A 14,823-nucleotide genomic window follows, 5' to 3' on the forward strand; every position below is an offset into this window, starting at 1 on the left:
TCAGGTGTCGCGGGCGGCACAAGCCTTGATGATCTGTTCGCGCAGCCAGACGTTGGCGCTGTCCTGATCGACAGCCAGACTCCACTGCATGTTCAAGGTAAACCCCGGCAGGCCCAGGGGCGCTTCGTGGTGATTGAAAATCGCCTCGTTGGCCAGCAGTTTCTGGATGCGGCGGGGCAGGGTGAGGATGAAGTCGGTGCCGGTGATCATCTTCAGGGCGGCGCTGTAGCTGTTGGCGCGAGCGGCAATCTGCCGTTGATGCGCCTGCTGCGACAGCCAACCGTCCACCATGTTGGTCGCTGACGTCCAGGGCGTTGGAAACACGTGTCGGCGCCGTACGAAAGACTGAAGGCTCAGTTGCGGCTCAAGTGGCGTCGCCCGTTTATCCACGACACAAACCAGGTCCTCCTCCAGCAACTGCCGGGATTTGAAATCGGCATGGTTGCTGTGAAAGTTCGGGCCGAAGCAGATCACCAGGTCGAGGCTGCCGTCGCGTAATTCTTCGGCGGGAATGTCGGCTTCGAGCTTGTGCACGTTCACCGCCACCGGCAGATTGGCATAATCGAAGCCTCGCAGCAGTTGCGGCAGGATCAGTTGTTCGAAATATTCCGGTGCGCAAATATTGAAGGTAATGGCTTGCCGCGTCGGATCAAAAGTTGGCGTTCCGGCATGGCACAGGTTGATGCTTTGTAAAATGGCGCGCACGTGATCGTACATGCCCTCGGCCTTATAGGTGGGGCGCATGCCGGTGCGGGTGTTGATGAATAGCTCGTCTTCGAAACAGGTTCGCAGTTTCTTGAGGCAATAACTGACAGTCGACTGACTGACGCACAATGCCTCGGACACGCCGGTGACACTGCTTTGCTCGTACACGGCGCTAAACACCATGAGGTCCTGCATGTCGAGCTTTCTGAGGGAGTTACTGTTCAGCATCCGTTCTGTCTCTCGCTGTGCTCCTTGCGCGGATTTTGCGCAAACCAGGCTGACGATCCTAACGGAACGATCGTGCCAAGAGAATGCCAGGCAGGCGCTTTCATGGTCGGGAACGGGACAGATAATGTAGCGAACACGACGTGTCGATCAACGACTGTTTGGTTTGCCTATGTTTAGTTAGCTGCGATCCAAGCTCCATCAAATCCAGGTTTAACCTCCCTGGGGACCGTGGGACGCTTGTCCGATGTGTTTCCTGTGATGCGCTCATGGACGGTTGGCCCCTGGCATTCCAATACCCTGCATCTGCATCTGCATCTGCATCTGCATCTGCATCTGCCGCGGTCGATCCGGTCGGCAGGTTCACGCCTGCCATGGCCCCAATCCTCAGTGCGTTACCCTCCGAGCTGGCCTTTTGGGCGCTCTGGCATTGCCGTCACGCCCGTCCTCCAGATATTCGTATTACCTGTTGATCACTCACGGTGCTCGCGCAATGGCGAGCACAGACTGACGGCGCCTTGTCGCCCGTCCGACATGGAAATACGAGCCTTCTCATGAGCCTTGCCAAGATTTCTTTCGCACCCGTGCAACACGCCGAGGCGTTCCTTGCCCAGAACCCCGATATCGAATTGTTCGAACTGTTCATCCTCGACAACAACGGTGTGCCCCGGGGCAAGTTGTTGCATCGGGACGAGCTGCTGGCGGTCTTCGAAAGTGGTCGGCCACTGCCCAGTACAATTCTCGGGCTGACCGTCAATGGCGATGATGTGGAAAACTCCGGACTGGTGTGGGACGTCGGTGACATCGATTGCCGTGCCTATCCCCTCAGCGGCAGCTTGCAGCGCATGCCGTGGCGATTGATGCCCACGGCCGCCGTGCAGGTCAGCATGCATCCCCAGGAGGGCATGCCGGCGACCATCGCCGATCCGCGTTATCTGCTCAGCCAGGTGATCGAGGCCTTGCAGGCCGACGGTTATTACCCGGTGATGGCGGCGGAGCTGGAGTTCTATCTGCTGGACACGCAACGCGATAGCCAAGGCCGGCCACAGCCGGCGCGGGACGGCGACGGTAGTCGACCGCGTGCCACCCAGGTCTACGGTTTGCGCGAGCTGGAGCAGATCGAGCCGTTCCTGGCCGACCTGTACGCCGCGTGCAAGCTGCAAGGCATTCCAGCCCGGACCGCCATTTCCGAATACGCACCGGGGCAAGTGGAGATCACCCTTGAACACCGCAGCGATGCCTTGCAAGCCATGGATGAGGCGGTGCGCTACAAGCGGCTGGTCAAGGGTGTGGCCCACAAGCACGGCATGCAGGCGTGCTTCATGGCCAAGCCGTTCGATCACTTGGCGGGCTCTGGCATGCACATGCATGTCAGCCTGGCGGACCGCGATGGCCACAACCTGTTTGCCAGTGAAGCCGCCGACGGCACGCCGCTGTTGCGCCAGGCAGTGGGTGGGATGCTCGACACCTTGCTCGATTCGCTGTTGATGTTTTGTCCGAACGCCAACTCCTACCGGCGATTCCAAAGCAACAGCTACGCACCGCTGGCGGCGACCTGGGGCGTGGACAACCGCACCGTGAGCCTGAGGGTGCCGGGCGGCCCGGCGTTCTCGCGGCACATCGAGCATCGTATCTGCGGCGCCGATGCCAACCCGTACCTGGCTGCGGCGGCGATATTGGCCGGCATTCATCGCGGTATACGTGAACAGTGCGATCCCGGGAAACCTGTCGAAGGCAACGGCTATGCCCAGGCGACCGAGTTGCTGCCCACCGACTGGCTCACCACCCTGCGTGCCCTTGAGGCATCGGCCTGGGCGCGGGAAGCGTTTGGCGATGAGTTTCTTGGCGTTTATCTGGCGGTCAAGCGCGCCGAGTACCGTCAATTCATGGGGGAAGTCGGGGAGCAGGATTGGCGCTGGTATCTGAATCAAGCTTGAAACCGGCTTGCGGCATGTTTTTTAAATAATTATTTAGTGGCAACTTTTTCACGAAAAATTGATGGTGGGCTACCTAAAGTTTGTGTTGCCGTAGGGAGCGATCTTTTCACACGTTTCCTGCGGCCCTTCTTTTTTAAAGAGCAACTTTCAGGAAGCCGTCAATCATCATGCTGACTATTAAAGCCGTGCGCCCCGAGTGGGTGACGCTGGCCGCCAGTGCCTTTTTATTAGTGGGCTTCAACATTGTTCTCTGGCAACACTTGCTGGCGATCACCACGGCTGACGTTCAGGGCCTGCTGATGTGCGTGGCGTTTGGCCTGATGATTTTCTGCGCGTTCAACCTGATGCTGACGCTTGTGGCCTTCCGTCCGCTGCTCAAGCCTGTGCTGATGCTGCTGTTCCTGATCAGCGCCGGCGTGGCGTATTTCATGGCCCAATACGGCGTATTGATCGACGCCGGCATGTTGCGCAACTTTGCGGAAACCAATGCCACGGAAGTTCGTGATCTGTTGTCGCTGAAGTTGTTTGTTTATATCGGGTTGTTGGGGGTGTTGCCTTGCTGGTTGTTGTTCAAGACACCGATCAACTACCGTCGCTGGCCCAAAGAACTATTAAGTAAGTTGCTGGTCGGCGTGGCCTCGGCCGCGGTGATTGGCCTGGTCGCCCTGGCCAACTACCAAGGCCTGTCTTCATTGTTTCGCAACCACCACGAGTTGCGCTTGATGGTCGTGCCGAGCAATTACATCGGTGCGTCGCTCGGCTACTTGCGTGAGCAGGTCGCGTCGGCCAAGCAGCCGTTTATCACACTGGGCGAGGACGCCAGTCGCAACCCCGCCTGGCAAACCCACGGCCGCAAATCCCTGACCGTACTGGTGGTAGGCGAGAGTGCCCGGGCCGAGAACTTCGGCATCCTCGGCTATAACCGCGATACCACGCCGACACTGGACAAAGAGGCCGGCCTGATCGCGTTCACCGACGTGCAATCCTGCGGCACTGAAACCGCCGTGTCGGTGCCCTGCATGTTCTCCAATATGGGGCGCAAGAACTACGACGCCAGCAAGGCCCGGAATGAAGAGGGTTTGCTGGACGTACTCAAGCGCGCCGGGCTGGAGGTGATCTGGCGGGACAACCAGTCCGGCTGCAAGGGCACTTGCGATCGGGTCACGCTGCAGGATGTCAGCAATCTCAAGGACCCGGCCCTGTGCGCCAACAGTGAGTGCCGCGACGAGATCCTGCTCCAGGGGCTGCAGCATTTCATCGACACCCTCGACAAGGACACCGTGCTGGTGCTGCACCAGATGGGCAGCCATGGGCCGGAATACTTCAAGCGCTATCCCAAGGAATACGAGCATTTCACCCCGGTGTGCGAAAGCAACGCGCTGAACAATTGCAGCCGCGAGAGCATCGTCAACGGCTACGACAACACGCTGGTGTACACCGATCATGTGCTGTCGACCCTGATCGATCTGCTGCGGGCCAACCAGGACAAGGTCGACACAGCCATGCTGTACCTGTCGGACCATGGTGAGTCCCTGGGCGAATACAACCTGTTTCTCCATGGCACGCCCTACATGCTCGCCCCGGAGCAACAGAAACACGTGGCGATGCTGGCCTGGTTTTCCGACAGCTATCAGAAGTCTTTCTCGGTTGACACCCATTGCCTGCAACTGAGCCGGGAAAAGCCCTTGAGCCAGGACAACCTGTTTCACTCGATGCTCGGGCTGCTGGAAGTCAACAGCCACGTCTACAACCGGGACCTGGACCTGTTCGCCAACTGTCGCGGCGCGGTGATTGACGGTGTCCTGGCGCGGGAGTGATGGCGTGGACCTTTTTTTCACGCGAGGTTGTTTAACCTGTCATCCAATCTTTACCAAGAGCCGTTGGTATGTCCGGGCTACCCCCATCCGCCGTCGAGCTTGAGTTCGCCAGGCAGCATGATCAGGAACATGCGCAGGTCTGCTGTCGGCCGGCACCTCGACGCTTGCGCCTGGCGTTCTGGCGCGACGAGCAAATGGTGCGCAACGCCCTGAAGGTGGCGGGCGAGCCCGGGTTGGTGCTGGATGTGGCCTGTGGGGCGGGGCGGTTCTGGCCGGTGCTGGCCGAGCATGCGAACCGGGTGATCCTGGCGGCGGACCCGTCGCCGGACATGCTCGAACATGCGCTCACCCACCATGGCGGCGCGTTGCTCCAACGGGTCAAGACCTTCCCGAGTTCAGCATTCACCATTGGGCTTTCGGCCAACGCGGTGGATTGTATTTTCTGTCTGCAACTGTTTCGCCACGTCAGCGCCAGCGAGCATCGCCTGGCGTTGTTGCGTGAGTTCCATCGGGTCAGTCGCGACACTGTGATCGTTTCGGTGCAAATCGAAGGACGCCTCAAGATCGGCCAGGCGCCGCAACGAAGCCTGGCCGACAAGGCCGATGTCGAAGCCGAGTTTCGCCAGGCCGGTTTCAGCCTGCTGTGGTATCAGGATTTCCTGCCCGGTTTTGCGCTGACGCGTGTTTATGTACTGCGTAAGACCGGTTAAGTCCTGATGTAGGACTATTCTTGCTTTTTCGCAGGCGATTTCTCTCAGGCAGCTGCTCTACAGATGCTCGCAATCGCCAGCGGCGATATATACTGCGCGCCATTCTTCAAGGGAGAGCCGTGTGGCCATCGATATTCACTGGATTCGCGACAACGATAGCCTCGGTCAGTTTTGCGCCGAGTGGCAGCAGTTGCCATTCGTCGCCCTCGACACCGAATTCATGCGGGTCGACACCTTTTACCCTATTGCTGGTTTATTGCAGATCGGCGACGGCAAGCGTGCCTACCTGATCGACCCCTTGACCATCGACAATTGGCAACCCTTGGCCGCACTGCTGGAAAACCCGGCGGTGCTCAAGGTGTTGCACGCCTGCAGCGAAGACCTTGAAGTGCTGCTGCGCCTGACTGGCAGCCTGCCTGCGCCGCTGTTCGATACTCAACTGGCCGCCGCCTACCTGAACCTGGGTTTCTCCATGGGCTATTCGCGGCTGGTGCAGGAAGTGCTGGGTATCGAGTTGCCCAAGGGCGAGACTCGTTCCGACTGGCTGCAACGGCCTCTGTCCGAGACGCAGATCAGCTACGCGGCAGAGGATGCCGTGCACCTGGCAGAAGTTTTCGTACTGTTGCGCCCGAAGCTTTCCGACGAAAAATACCGCTGGGTCCTGGAGGACGGCGCCGAACTGGTGGCCAACCTGCGTCGCGAAGTCGACCCGTACGAGGTCTACCGCGAGGCCAAGCTCGCCTGGAAACTGTCCCGCGCCCAATTGGCCGTGCTGCGTGAGCTGTGCGCCTGGCGCGAACATGAGGCGCGGGCCCGTGACCTGCCGCGCAATCGCATCATCCGCGAGCATTCGCTGTGGCCCCTGGCCCGCACCCAGCCGGATAACCTCGGCGCGCTGGCGAAGATCGAAGACATGCACCCGCGCACCGTGCGCCAGGACGGCCAGTTTCTGCTGGACCTGATCCAGCGCGCGGCCAGCGTGCCGCCCGAGCAATGGCCGCCGGCGGTGGCCGAGCCGTTGCCCATTGAGGCCTCAGCCCTGGTCAAGCGTCTGCGGGCGCTGGGGCAGGCAGAAGCCGAGCGCCTGGAAATTGCCCCGGAGCTGATGCTGCGCAAGAAAACCCTCGAAGCGCTGATCAAGAGCGGCTTCCCCGAGGGCCCTTACCAATTGCCTGATTCGCTGCGTGGCTGGCGCCGCGAATTGATGGGCCAGGCGCTGCTCGACAGCCTGGCCACTGTGGGAGAACAGCCTTGAAACGTATCTGCTCCATCTACCGAAGCTCGAAGAAAAACGAGATGTACCTGTATGTGCTCAAGAGCGATGCCTTGGAGCGTGTACCTGAGCCGTTGATGGCCGCCTTTGGCAAGGCGATCCATGCCTTCGACCTGGTGCTGAGCCCCGAGCGGGCGCTGTCCCGGGAAGACATCAACAAAGTGCTGGAAAATCTCGATACCCAGGGCTATCACTTGCAGATGCCGCCGGCCGAAGATGAGTACATCGAGCATTTGCCCGAAGAGTTGCTACGCCGCAACGACCCGATCTGACGATTCCCTGGGCCCCCTGTCCTGGGGGCTCTTGAAGCACACTGGAATAGTTTATTGGCGATGACCGCCTGGATGGAGCGACACTCTGTCGGCGGTTGTCTGCACTGTTTTTGAAAGGTTTGATTCATGCGCGTTCTGATTGCCGAACACGACCACCCGGTGTACGCCCAGCTTTTGCGTCAGGCGGCACCCGATATTGAAGTGCTGACCAGCGGCGACTCCGCCGAACTGTCGCGCCTGGCCACCGATTGCCCGGTCTGGCTCGGTCAGCCTGATCTGCTGGCCACCCTGTTGCGTCAAGGCCATAGACCCAGCTGGCTGCAATCGACTTGGGCGGGCATCACGCCGTTGCTGGCCGAGGGCTTGACGCGCAATTACCGCCTGACCCGTGCGGTGGGCATTTTCGGCCAGGTGATGGCCGAATACGTGCTGACCTACATGCTCGGCCATGAGCGCGAGGTGCTGGCGCGGCTGGTCAGCCAGGTCGAGCGCAAGTGGGACAACCGTCAGGGGCAAGGCCTGGCCGGGCGCAAGGTGTTGATCGTCGGGACCGGTGACATTGGCCAGCGTGTGGCGCAGTTCCTCGTGCCGTTTGGTGTGCAGCTGTATGGCGTTGCCAGCGAGGGGCGGGCGTTGGCGCCGTTCCTCGAGGTCGGGGCGCTGAAGGATCTGCCGCGCCTGGTGGGCGAGGTGGATTACGTGATCAATCTGCTGCCCAACACCCCCGATACCCATGATGTGTACGACGCGGCGCTGTTCAAGCAATTCAAGCCGACCGGGTTGTTCATCAACGTCGGCCGCGGCGTGGCGGTGGTGGATGCGGACCTGGTGCAGGCCCTGAAGGACGGGCACCTGGCCGGTGCGGTGATCGACGTCTGCCGCCAGGAGCCACTGCCGCAGCGCCACCCCTTCTGGACCGCCTGGGGCCTACTGCTCACCGGCCACAGCTCGGCACCGACCTCGCCACCGATGATGGTGCAGTTGTTCCTGGAAAACCTGCGGGCCTACCAGGCGGGCGACGCGCTGCGCGGTGAAGTGGACTTCAGCCGGGGATACTGAAGCTAACCCCAATCAAACTGTGGGAGCGAGCTTGCTCGCGATCGCGGTGCATCAGTCGACATCAATGTTGGCTGATCTGACGCGATCGCGAGCAAGCTCGCTCCCACAGTGGGTCTCCAGCGGTCATGAAATGGGATTACAGGCTGAAATCGCCTTCTGCCACCAGTTCGCTCAACGGCCGGCGCGGGCTCGGGGTTTCGCGGGCCTGGAGGTATTCGGCCAGTGTCGATTTGTCCCCCAGCTTGCCAATCGCCACGGCGGCGTGCAGAGCGTAGCCTTCCGGGATCTTCAGTTCCTTGCGGGTCAACTCCTGGTCGAAACCGGCCATGCCGTGGGTATGCCAGCCGCTGAGGCTGGCTTGCAGCGCCAGGTGGCCCCAGGCCGCTCCGGTGTCGAAGGTGTGGCTCTGTGCTGGGGTTTCTTCGGTGGCGCCGGGTACGGCGAAGGTGGTTTTCGAAACAATGATCACCAGTGCCGAGGCCTGTTGGGCCCAGCTGCGGTTGAATTCATTGAGCAGGCCCAGGAAACGCTCCCAATTCGGCGTGTCGCGGCGCGCATACAGGAAACGCCATGGCTGGGAGTTGTACGCCGACGGCGCCCAGCGTGCAGCTTCGAAAAAGCCCAGCAGGGTTTCTTCGGCAATGGTCTCGCCGGTAAAGGCGCGGGGCGACCAGCGCTCGATGAATTGAGGGTGAATCGCGTAATCGGCAATGCGGGGATTGGCACTCATGGGCTTACCTGGCTGGGGTTTGGAAAGTCAATGAAACAACCTACGTCCCGCCGGTCGGGCTGACAAGTCCCGGCCTACCGACAGTCGCCAATGCTTGGCCTGAAGAGGCCCGGGCACTAGACTGTCGGCCTTTTCACCACCTGATGTTGATGCTTGAGCCATGGCCGCCAAAGTCGAACCGTTCTGGATACGCAAAACCCTCGATCAGCTCGACCTGCAGGAGTGGGAATCGCTGTGCGATGGCTGTGGCCTGTGCTGCCTGCAAAAGCTCGAAGACGAAGACGACAACAGCGTCTACTACACACGTATCGCCTGCAAACTGCTGGACCTGAAAACCTGCCAGTGCACCGACTACCCCAACCGCCGCGACTTTGTCCCCGACTGCATCCAGCTCACGCCGGGCAAGGCCGATGAGTTCAAGTGGCTGCCGCCGACTTGCGGTTATCGGCTGGTCAGCGAGGGCAAGGACTTGCCGTTGTGGCACCACCTGGTCTGCGGTGATCGCGATGCCGTGCACCACGAACGTATTTCCCAGTCCGGGCGTATGCTGGCCGAAGGCAGCGTGCCGGAAGACGATTGGGAAGATCATCTGATTTTCCGCGCCGGCTGAACCGCCGGGCGGCGCACCACCAGGGAGACCCCATGGCTGCAGGATTGAAACGGATGCTGGCGGCCGGGCTGCTGGCGGTGTGCGCGCCGCTGTGGGCGGCGCAGAAAGTTGACCTGGATTATCACGTGCACCTGTTGCCCCAGAGCGATCAGGCCGAGGTGCGCCTGACCCTGGCCCGGGGTTCGGCGGTGCGCAGCCTGGATTTCGACCTCGGCGACGGCAGTCGCTACAGCGATTTCAAGGCCGACGGCCAGTGGCAACGCACCCCCGGCAAGGTGGCGCGAGGTGTCTGGCGCCCGGCCGCCGACAAGGCCAGCCTGAGCTACCGCGTACGCATCAGCCATGCGCGCAAGAACGCCACCTTCGAAACCCGCATGACCCCGACATGGGCGTTGCTGCGCGGCGACGATCTGGTGCCGTCGGCCAAGCTCGACCAGCAGGACGGTGTCGAACTGGTGGCCCGTCTTGAAGTTGAATTGCCCGCTGGCTGGAAAAGCATCGAGACCCCCTGGCCGCGCATCGGCAAGCAACGCTTTCGCATCGACAATCCCTCGCGGCTGTTCGACCGCCCCACGGGCTGGATGCTCGCCGGCAAACTGGGCAGCCGCCGCACACGCCTGGGCGAAACCGAAGTGACGGTGGCCTCGCCCCAGAGCCAGGGCATGCGCCGGATGGATGTGTTGACATTGTTGACGTTCGTCTGGCCGCAGGTGCAAGCGCTGGTGCCGCGCCATCCGGCCAAGTTGCTGATTGTCGGCGCCGGTGATCCGTTGTGGCGTGGCGCCCAGGCCGGCCATGACTCAATCTACCTGCACAGCCGACCGCCGCTGGTCAGCGAGCGGGGCAGTAGCCCTTTGTTGCGGGAGTTGGTGCAGGCGCTGGCCAGGGTCAATGATCATGATCGTAGCGACTGGATCAGCGAGGGGCTGACCGAGTACTACGCCATCGAACTGCTGCGCCGCGCCGGCGGCCTGAGTGATGAGCGCTATCAGACCTTGAACGACCGGCTCGCCCGCGACAGCAAGGGCGTCACGACCTTGCGCGGCGAACAGCTCAGCTCGGCGGCGGTGGCCAAGGCGGTGTTGCTGTTGCAGGAACTGGACCGCGAGATTCGCCTGAAAACCCGCAACAAGCGTTCGCTGGATGATGTGTTGCAGGCAGCGATGCGACTGGAGACAGTTGATACCGAGGAGTTTGTGCAACTCAGTGAAAGTGTCCTGGGTGGGAGCTCGACTGTGCTGGATACCCAGTTAATTCAGTAATACCGCTATCGCGGGCAAGCCTTGCTCCCACAGGATTGAGTCGTACCAAACATCTCACCCGGTGAAGATCCAGTGTGGGAGCAAGGCTTGCCCGCGATGAGGGCATCAGCCTCACCACTAAATCAGAGCCCAACCTTCGGCGAATCCAACGAATCATTCCCCGTCACCGTAGCCGTGCCAGTCGCCGCCTCGGCATTGGCTTTCAAGCGGCTCAGTTCGTCACCGGCCTGCTCAATGCGGGCGCGGGCGCTGTTCAGATTCTGGCGATTCTTTTCCAGCAGGCTCTTGGCCGAGCAATGCCCGGTGATCCCCCGCGCCAGCGCCATGCCGCCGATCGCCAGTTGAGCCAGGCCGAGCACACCGCCACGGCGCAAGCCCTTGCCCATCATCAGCACACCGCCGGCCAGTGAGCCAATGCGTTCCCAACCCTGCACGTTTTGCGGCGGATGGGATTGGAAAGGGGTGGTCTCAATCGGCTCGAACGGATTGTTATCGCTCATGATCTGTCTCCAGTGTGGGGATTGGTATAAAACTGACTGCCCGAGCGCTTGCCTTGTTCAATCCAATTGCGCACCGATCAGCGGAATTGCGGCCCTGAGCGGGTGTTGTTGCCTTTGGCCATGCGGTCATACAGCACGACGTTGACGGTGGCGGCCAGATTCATGCAACCGGTGGTGGGTATGTACACCACGTCCTCACACCAGTCGCGAATGTCCTTGTCGAGCGAGCCGTCTTCCGGGCCGAAAATGTACAGCGCCCGGTCCGGGTGGGTGTATTCGGGCAGCGGGCGAGCGCCTTCCACCAGTTCCACGGCCACTGGCACACAGCCCAGGGGCAGGATTTTCTTCAGGTCGTCGATACCGATCAGCGGGATGTCGTAGTGGACTTTCTTGGTGTCGGTGACGAAGTCGGCGGCACGCTCATAGCGCTTGCCGGTGTAGAACACCGACGCCACGCCGTAGCAGCCGGCGGCACGCATGACCGAACCGACGTTTTCCGGTGACTTGGGGTTGAACAGACCGATGCAGCTATAGCGTTTGTTGGCCACGGGCGGGGTGCCTTTGGGGAAAAGGCGCGATTATACGGGGAATGGGGGAGGGTGGTCAGTTTCGAGATGTGTGGTGTTTGTTTGATCGCCATCGCGAGCAAGCTCGCTCCCACATTGGACTTGTGGGGGGTGATGGTCGGTTACCTGTTCACGAACCTGACCAATCGGTAACGTCCCCGCCAGCGTCGTGAAAGGCACCAGTCGTTATGGTTTGCCTGACAAATGACTGCTGGAGTTCCTCATGAAGACCCTTGATGCCTTGCTCGCCGTTTCGATCCTGTCCCTTTCTTCCCTTGTCTTGGCGGAAGGCGGAGGTGACCGGGTTTATGGCCAGATGATCCAGAACAATCAACAAGCCATGGCGCGATACGCCGCCGAAAACGACAAAGCCGTCGCCGAAATCGTTCATTACGAATACGGCATGAAGCTCGATGTAAAAAAAGTGGTGAGCATTACACCGGCCAATAAAGGCTGTGGTGTCGGACCGTCGCGCATGACTTACGAAGACTCGAACGGCAAGCTCAATACCCTGGAATACAGGCTCCTGGGTGATAACTGTCCGAATGGCGGCTGATTACCGTCTCGTTTGTTCTCCTTTGGTTTTGAGACGGTCAGGCGCCCTGGTGGCGCCTGTTTTTGTGCGGATTATTGTGCTGGCGTGTTACGCAACCTCAAGGCATTGAACACCACCGACGCCGAACTCACGCTCATGGCGATGGCGGCAATCATGGGCGAGAGCAAGTGACCGGTCAGGGGATACAGCAGGCCGGCTGCCAACGGAATACCCATCGAGTTATAGAGGAAGGCAAAGCCGAGGTTCTGGCGCATGTTTCTAACGGTTGCCACCGAAAGGGTGCGGGCTCGCAAGATGCCCATCAAATCGCCTTTTACCAAGGTCAGTTGGGCGCTGTTCATCGCTACGTCCGTACCTGTCCCCATCGCAATGCCGACGTTCGCTCGAGCCAGGGCGGGAGCATCGTTTATTCCGTCACCCGCCATCGCAACCTGGCGGCCATCGTGCTGCAGGTCCGCCACCAGGCGCTCCTTATCCTCGGGTTTGACTTCGCCATGGACCTCTTCAATGCCCATCTCCCTGGCCACGGCGCGAGCAGTGGTGAGGCCGTCGCCGGTGGCCATGATGATTTTTATGTTGTGAGCCTTGAGCTGGCTGACCGCTTCCCTGGAGGTTGGCTTGATCGGGTCCGAGACGGCCAGCAGCCCGGCCAGCGCACCGTTGATGGCCATGTAGATAATGCTGATGCCTTGCGCGCGTAGCTGCTCGGCCTGTTGTTGCAATGGGCTGACGCTGATATTGGCGGCGTTCATCAGGGCAGTATTGCCCAAGTGGACCTGTTTGCCGTCCACCTGGCCACTGACACCGATGCCGCTGCCGGATTCAAATGAAGCCGGCTTGATCAGTTCAAGGTGCTCGGATCGTGCGTGATCGACGATGGCGTGGGCCAGGGGATGCTCGCTGCCCTGGTCGAGACTGGCGGCCAACAGCAGCACCTGGCGGTCGTCGAAGCCCTGGGTGGCTTTCACGCTGTGAAAGGCCGGGCGCCCTTCGGTCAGGGTGCCGGTCTTATCGACGATCAGCGTGTCGATCTTGCACAAGTTCTCGATGGCGCTGGCGTCCCGGAAAAGCACGCCCAGGCTGGCAGCCTTGCCGGTAGACACCATGATCGACATGGGGGTGGCGAGCCCCAGCGCACAGGGGCAGGCAATGATCAGCACGGCGACGGCATTGATCAGCCCGAAGACCCAGCCAGGTTCGGGACCTAACAGCCCCCAGCCGAAAAAGGTCAGCACGGCGATGGCAATCACGCCCATGACGAAATAACCCGCGATCACGTCGGCCATGCGCTGCATAGGGGCTTTCGAGCGTTGGGCCCGGGCGACCATCTGAACAATTTGCGCCAGGACGGTCTCGGCGCCGACCTTCTGCGCCGTCATCACCAAGCTACCGTGGGTGTTGATCGTGGCGCCGATCAGGCTGTCCCCGGCGCGTTTGATCACCGGAACCGGCTCGCCGGTGAGCATCGACTCGTCAACGGCACTTTCACCTTCGAGCACCGTACCATCGACCGGGACCTTTTCACCGGGCCTGATCCGCAGGTGGTCACCCTGATGGACGTGGGGCAGGGGGATGTCTTGTTCCTGGCCATCGGCATCGATCCGGCGCGCGGTCTTGGGTGACAGCCCCAGCAGCGACTTGATGGCGGCCGACGTCTGCGAGCGAGCCTTGAGCTCCAGCATCTGCCCCAGCAAGGTGAGGGAGATGATCACCGCAGCGGCTTCAAAGTAGACGCCGATCCGCCCCTCTTGCATGAACGTGGCGGGAAATCCTCCAGGCCAAAACGTGGCGGCGACACTGTAGAGATAGGCCGCCGCGGTGCCCAGGCCAATCAGGGTCCACATGTTCGGGCTACGCTGGCGAACGGACGCCACTCCCCGCACAAAAAACGGCCAGCCTGCCCACAGGACCACGGGTGTCGCCAGGAGAAATTCGACGAGATTTTGCGTTTCACTGTGAAACAGCGACAAGGCGTGCCCCGCCATGGCGAGCACGGTGACGATCACCGTCAACGGCAGGGACCACCAGAAGCGGCGGGTGAAGTCCTTGAGTTCTGGATTGTCCTCTTCTTCCAGCGCGGGCATCACCGGTTCCAGCGTCATGCCGCACTTGGGACAGGTGCCAGGGCCGGGTTGGCGTATTTCCGGGTGCATGGGGCAGGTGTATTCAGTCGCCATGTCGCCGCTGGGCGCTGAAGCGCTGTGGTGAAGGTGCACTGGAGTGTCGGGCATGGCTAGGGGCCTTCCTGATCCCTGCGGTTGACGGGTGGTTCGCCATGTCGTCCATGACCGCCATGGCCGTGTCCGTGTCCGAAGATATGCATCAAGGGACATATCAGGAGAATCAGGTACGGCCAATTCGCCGCGATGTGGCTGAAGTGTTCTCGCGCCAGATAGAAGAGGCCAATGGCCAACAACATGATCAAGACAATGCCGGTCTTGCCCCGCCAGAATGGCGTTGCGCCAGTTGGGGGTTGATGAGTGTTCATGGTGTCGCTCCTTCAGGCCGGGCGCGCCACCGCCACCGATAACCACAGCATAGGCAGGGAGGGCTTTGGCAGATTGATATTCATCAACCTTGGCTTACTTCACCTGCAAATGA

The 14,823-nt window shown here is 60.9% G+C and carries 15 protein-coding genes; 9 read left to right on the plus strand and 6 right to left on the minus strand.

All coding sequences use genetic code 11. From position 1 onward, the window contains the following. Complete coding sequence (locus tag Q7F16_RS07925) at positions 1-933, minus strand: LysR substrate-binding domain-containing protein (RefSeq protein WP_409556402.1); 933 nt, start codon at positions 931-933, stop codon at positions 1-3. 566 nt (positions 934-1,499) lie between these two features. On the opposite strand from Q7F16_RS07925, the gene Q7F16_RS07930 reads away from it, so the two are divergent. From Q7F16_RS07930 to Q7F16_RS07955, 6 genes are all read left to right on the plus strand, one after another. Beyond that, the gene (locus Q7F16_RS07930) at positions 1,500-2,867 is read left to right on the plus strand and encodes a glutamine synthetase family protein (RefSeq protein ID WP_409556541.1); all 1,368 of its coding nucleotides are present in this window, start codon (positions 1,500-1,502) and stop codon (positions 2,865-2,867) included. Between the two features lie 167 nt (positions 2,868-3,034). After that, on the plus strand, positions 3,035-4,684 hold the full coding sequence (locus Q7F16_RS07935) for a phosphoethanolamine transferase (RefSeq protein ID WP_046062917.1): 1,650 nt from the start codon (positions 3,035-3,037) through the stop codon (positions 4,682-4,684). 68 nt (positions 4,685-4,752) lie between these two features. Next, positions 4,753-5,394, plus strand: coding sequence for a class I SAM-dependent methyltransferase (locus tag Q7F16_RS07940; protein WP_041475781.1), 642 nt, complete (start codon positions 4,753-4,755; stop codon positions 5,392-5,394). A 121-nt stretch (positions 5,395-5,515) separates the two neighbouring features. After that, positions 5,516-6,649: a ribonuclease D gene (gene rnd, locus Q7F16_RS07945; protein WP_095973977.1), complete on the plus strand. Its 1,134-nt coding sequence runs from the start codon at positions 5,516-5,518 to the stop codon at positions 6,647-6,649. Then, positions 6,646-6,939, plus strand: coding sequence for a YcgL domain-containing protein (locus Q7F16_RS07950; RefSeq protein ID WP_014337057.1), 294 nt, complete (start codon positions 6,646-6,648; stop codon positions 6,937-6,939). Before rnd ends, Q7F16_RS07950 begins: the two co-directional genes overlap by 4 nt. Positions 6,940-7,065: 126 nt before the next feature. Further along, positions 7,066-7,998, plus strand: a complete 933-nt coding sequence (locus Q7F16_RS07955) for a D-2-hydroxyacid dehydrogenase (protein ID WP_409556403.1) — start codon at positions 7,066-7,068, stop codon at positions 7,996-7,998. 136 nt (positions 7,999-8,134) lie between these two features. Here Q7F16_RS07955 and Q7F16_RS07960 read toward each other — a convergent pair whose 3' ends face one another. Then, positions 8,135-8,728 carry a nitroreductase family protein gene (locus Q7F16_RS07960; protein WP_046062921.1) on the minus strand — a complete coding sequence of 198 codons (594 nt, stop codon included), beginning with the start codon at positions 8,726-8,728 and terminating at the stop codon, positions 8,135-8,137. A 160-nt stretch (positions 8,729-8,888) separates the two neighbouring features. Between Q7F16_RS07960 and Q7F16_RS07965 the strand changes: the two genes are divergently transcribed. Then, entirely contained in the window at positions 8,889-9,338 is a 450-nt protein-coding gene (locus Q7F16_RS07965) for a YcgN family cysteine cluster protein (protein ID WP_014337060.1), read from the plus strand. A gap of 32 nt (positions 9,339-9,370) precedes the next feature. Next, positions 9,371-10,600, plus strand: a complete 1,230-nt coding sequence (locus Q7F16_RS07970; protein ID WP_046062922.1) for a hypothetical protein — start codon at positions 9,371-9,373, stop codon at positions 10,598-10,600. A 122-nt stretch (positions 10,601-10,722) separates the two neighbouring features. Here Q7F16_RS07970 and Q7F16_RS07975 read toward each other — a convergent pair whose 3' ends face one another. Continuing rightward, positions 10,723-11,100 carry a YgaP family membrane protein gene (locus Q7F16_RS07975; protein WP_046062923.1) on the minus strand — a complete coding sequence of 126 codons (378 nt, stop codon included), beginning with the start codon at positions 11,098-11,100 and terminating at the stop codon, positions 10,723-10,725. 77 nt (positions 11,101-11,177) lie between these two features. Continuing rightward, positions 11,178-11,648 (minus strand): RNA methyltransferase, encoded by a 471-nt coding sequence (locus Q7F16_RS07980; protein ID WP_003198862.1) that lies wholly within the window; start codon positions 11,646-11,648, stop codon positions 11,178-11,180. Positions 11,649-11,889: 241 nt separating this feature from the next. On the opposite strand from Q7F16_RS07980, the gene Q7F16_RS07985 reads away from it, so the two are divergent. Then, positions 11,890-12,222, plus strand: coding sequence for a DUF2790 domain-containing protein (locus Q7F16_RS07985; protein ID WP_409556404.1), 333 nt, complete (start codon positions 11,890-11,892; stop codon positions 12,220-12,222). Positions 12,223-12,293: 71 nt separating this feature from the next. On the opposite strand, the gene Q7F16_RS07990 is transcribed toward Q7F16_RS07985, so the two are convergent. Continuing rightward, positions 12,294-14,453, minus strand: a complete 2,160-nt coding sequence (locus tag Q7F16_RS07990) for a copper-transporting P-type ATPase (protein ID WP_409556405.1) — start codon at positions 14,451-14,453, stop codon at positions 12,294-12,296. A 2-nt stretch (positions 14,454-14,455) separates the two neighbouring features. Continuing rightward, positions 14,456-14,710: a DUF2933 domain-containing protein gene (locus Q7F16_RS07995; RefSeq protein ID WP_079305158.1), complete on the minus strand. Its 255-nt coding sequence runs from the start codon at positions 14,708-14,710 to the stop codon at positions 14,456-14,458. Positions 14,711-14,823: the final 113 nt, after the last annotated feature.

This window comes from Pseudomonas sp. Lb2C2, from assembly GCF_052112205.1.
In the GTDB taxonomy this organism is placed as follows: Bacteria; Pseudomonadota; Gammaproteobacteria; order Pseudomonadales; family Pseudomonadaceae; genus Aquipseudomonas; species Aquipseudomonas kilonensis.

What these genes read in the sequence shown, in the direction of transcription:
- Q7F16_RS07995 (WP_079305158.1), bottom strand. Translation starts at nt 14,710, where the DNA reads ATGAACACTCATCAACCCCCAACTGGCGCAACGCCATTCTGGCGGGGC.
- Q7F16_RS07990 (WP_409556405.1), bottom strand. Translation starts at nt 14,453, where the DNA reads ATGCCCGACACTCCAGTGCACCTTCACCACAGCGCTTCAGCGCCCAGC.
- Q7F16_RS07970 (WP_046062922.1), top strand. Translation starts at nt 9,371, where the DNA reads ATGGCTGCAGGATTGAAACGGATGCTGGCGGCCGGGCTGCTGGCGGTG.
- Q7F16_RS07985 (WP_409556404.1), top strand. Translation starts at nt 11,890, where the DNA reads ATGAAGACCCTTGATGCCTTGCTCGCCGTTTCGATCCTGTCCCTTTCT.
- Q7F16_RS07975 (WP_046062923.1), bottom strand. Translation starts at nt 11,100, where the DNA reads ATGAGCGATAACAATCCGTTCGAGCCGATTGAGACCACCCCTTTCCAA.
- Q7F16_RS07960 (WP_046062921.1), bottom strand. Translation starts at nt 8,728, where the DNA reads ATGAGTGCCAATCCCCGCATTGCCGATTACGCGATTCACCCTCAATTC.
- Q7F16_RS07935 (WP_046062917.1), top strand. Translation starts at nt 3,035, where the DNA reads ATGCTGACTATTAAAGCCGTGCGCCCCGAGTGGGTGACGCTGGCCGCC.
- Q7F16_RS07940 (WP_041475781.1), top strand. Translation starts at nt 4,753, where the DNA reads ATGTCCGGGCTACCCCCATCCGCCGTCGAGCTTGAGTTCGCCAGGCAG.
- Q7F16_RS07965 (WP_014337060.1), top strand. Translation starts at nt 8,889, where the DNA reads ATGGCCGCCAAAGTCGAACCGTTCTGGATACGCAAAACCCTCGATCAG.
- Q7F16_RS07955 (WP_409556403.1), top strand. Translation starts at nt 7,066, where the DNA reads ATGCGCGTTCTGATTGCCGAACACGACCACCCGGTGTACGCCCAGCTT.
- Q7F16_RS07925 (WP_409556402.1), bottom strand. Translation starts at nt 933, where the DNA reads ATGCTGAACAGTAACTCCCTCAGAAAGCTCGACATGCAGGACCTCATG.